The organism is Terriglobales bacterium (assembly GCA_035624455.1).
Classification (GTDB): Bacteria; Acidobacteriota; Terriglobia; order Terriglobales; family Acidobacteriaceae; genus DASPRM01.
This window is the reverse complement of sequence record DASPRM010000014.1, coordinates 1-2,822: the sequence shown is the minus strand read 5'-3', so window position 1 is coordinate 2,822 and position 2,822 is coordinate 1. Positions and strand designations below refer to the sequence as shown.

2 protein-coding genes are annotated in these 2,822 nt (G+C 57.0%); both read right to left on the bottom strand.

What is annotated here, in order from left to right:
- Positions 1-127: 127 nt before the first annotated feature.
- The gene (locus VEG30_01710; protein ID HXZ78614.1) at positions 128-1,276 is read right to left on the bottom strand and encodes an alpha/beta hydrolase; all 1,149 of its coding nucleotides are present in this window, start codon (positions 1,274-1,276) and stop codon (positions 128-130) included.
- A 248-nt stretch (positions 1,277-1,524) separates the two neighbouring features.
- Positions 1,525-2,822: glycoside hydrolase family 15 protein (locus tag VEG30_01705; GenBank protein ID HXZ78613.1), on the bottom strand; the 1,298-nt coding region annotated here is incomplete at its 5' end.

The window sequence follows — 2,822 nt, the reverse complement described above, 5'->3', positions numbered from 1 at the left end:
CTGGCACGATTGGATGAGTGTGGTTAGACACAGGCTCCGGGAATCCTGAAAGCAATGTACTGATCAGATCCAACAACCCAGGAACCCAAAACCTTCATTGGCTTAGCCTTTCTGGTCTCAGAGCTATTCAGCGTGCGGCAGACTGAGTATCTCCGGCTCGCTCCGCGATGGGCCGGGCGTACCGCACGAGAGAGAGGAGAAAGTTTCCCGGCTCCTCGGTCATCGGCATGTGCCCGGAATGCTCGAACCAAACCAGGTGTTTCTCCGGTGCCTTTACCGTTTCGAACCAGTGGGAGGCAATTTCAGAATTAACATTCATGTCGTGGCGACCTTCGAACAGGATCAGTGGGACCGCGAGCTTGCTGATTTTGGTGAGATTGGTGGCGACCAGGTCGGGAAGCAGATAAGGCGTGGCAAACTTATTGCCATCCCAGATATGGCTGATTTCCTGATCGCTATAGTCGGGCGAAAGCTGTGCGAGAGCGCTATCGGCCGAATTGTCGGTACGATAGGCCATTACGCCACCGAAATAGCCCACCCATTTGCGTTGGGTGTAGAGATCCTTAATCGGGAGCGGCTGCCCAGGTGGCGGGTAGGGGGCGATTGCTTCCAGCTCGCGTACCGCCTCCGAGTTGCCTGCGCGCCGCGCGGCGTCGATCGCGAAGCGCCAGCCCCGTTGCTCATTCTCGGGTCCGTTAATGGACTGGCACACCCCGATATAGGCATACAGCCATTCGGGGTGACGCTGTGCTAATTGCAAGCCGAGGAAGCTGCCGTAGCTATGGGCGAGGACGAAAATCTTATCCTTGCCAAACTCGCTGCGCGCCCAGATGACCATCTCTTCAACATCGGAGATCATCCTTTCCGTTGTGAGGGTCGAAGCGATCTTGGCAGGATCGGTGAGGAGATAGGTTTTGCCGGCCGCGCGCTGGTCCCATTGCACGACCGTGAAATATTCCTCCAAGCCGCGAGCGAACCACCAGCTCATCGGGATCGAGACGTAACCCGGTCCGCCGTGGACGTATAACAGCACTGGATTTCTACGATCGGTGCCACGTATCGACACCCATTGATCGATTCCGCCGATACGCACTCTCTCGAGCCGTTCCACTCCATTAGGCGTTAGAATCTTGCGCGCATTGCTGATGATTGCAGTCGCCTCTGCGCGGGTGGTGGGTTTCGGAGATGGCTCATCCGCTGATGAGCCCACAATCGCAAGCGCGACGAGCACAGCCGCCAGCCTGCGGCCAGCTCTGATGTTGGAGTTGAAGGTCATGTCCCCACCTTAGTTCAGCTATCAGCACCCGCCAAGAGCGAGTCATGAGAATCGGCCACAAATGACGGAGGATTCTCGATTTCAATACGGACAGCGACGCGCCTCAATTTCCTGGTTCGAAGCGGAACTTCGATGCCCTCTCCGAAGGAACTGGGTCCAAGAATGCGACGGTTGAAGCACCACCTCTCCCCTCAATTGTAGGGAGTTGTACCGAAATATCCGGGGGAAGCGCAGTCTCTTCAGGCAACTTAGGATTTTGAACCTCGGTCCACGATTGCTAATCGACGTTGGATATCATCAGTTCTCTGATCGGCAGATCGGCATGGAGGGTTCCGCGCGATTGCCGTCCCGGTCTCCGTACCGGGAACGTGCTTTTGGCAGTCTGAGCGCTTTGTCGCCGGACCGGAGGGGGTGTGGAGATTGATGATCGTATTTGCCAACGCCACGTGGGAAAAAGCCTGAGGAAAGTTCCCGACCAGGCGCCTCGCGGTCGGATGGTACTCTTCGGACAGGAGACCGACGTCATTCCTGAGTTTCAAGAGCCGGTGCAACAGGTGCTGGGCGTCAGAATGGCGTCCCATAAGTTCATAGACATCAGCCAGCCAGAAACTGCAGGGCAGGAAAGCCCCTTCTCCGCTTGGCAATCCGTCATTGACTCGCTGTGTCAGATAGCGCAATACAAAGCCATTCCGCACAAGGCGCTTCTCGATCTGCTGGACCGTACCCCGAATCCGAGGGTCCGAAGGAGGCAGAAAACCGACCAAAGGCAACAGCAGCAAAGCTGCGTCTAGCTCTCTTGAGCCGTAGGATTGAACGAAAGTTCCAAGAGCAGGATCGAATCCGTAGCGGCAGACCTCCTTGTGAATTAGTTCCCGTATCTGCCGCCATTTGTCCAGGGGAACATCCAGCGCGAACCGCTCGGCAGTTCTTATTGTCCGGTCGAATGCAACCCAGACCATTACTTTGGAATGAGTGAAGTGTCTCTTACTTCCGCGGATTTCCCATATTCCTTTATTAGCTTTGCGCCAAATCTTTTCCAGATGCGCTAACAGGACCTTTTGGAGAGCAAGCTCCGGCCGGTTGCCTGGCCGCCGCGTGAACCGGCCAGCCTGGTGCAAAACATCGGCGAGCTCGCCAAAGATATCCACCTGCAGCTGCCGGCTGGCCGCGTTGCCTACCCTCACCGGTAACGCTCCGCCATACCCTGAAAGCCAGGGTACCTCCCATTCCAACAGATGACGTTCACCCGCAACGCCATACACGACCTGGATTTGATCGGGGCTGCCTGCGACAGAGCGCACCAGCCAGTCTCGCCAGCGGCGAGCCTCAAGCTGGTAGCCGGCGTGCATCAAGGCAAATAATGTAAAAGTGGCATCTCGCACCCAGCAGAAACGATAATCCCAATTCCGCGTTCCGCCAGGTTGCTCGGGCAGCGATGTAGTCGGAGCGGCGACGATGCCGCCGGTCGGCTGATAGGTCAGCGCCTTCAGGGTGATGAGAGAGCGCTGCACTGCGTCCGCGTATGGCCCTTGGTACGTACAGCGCG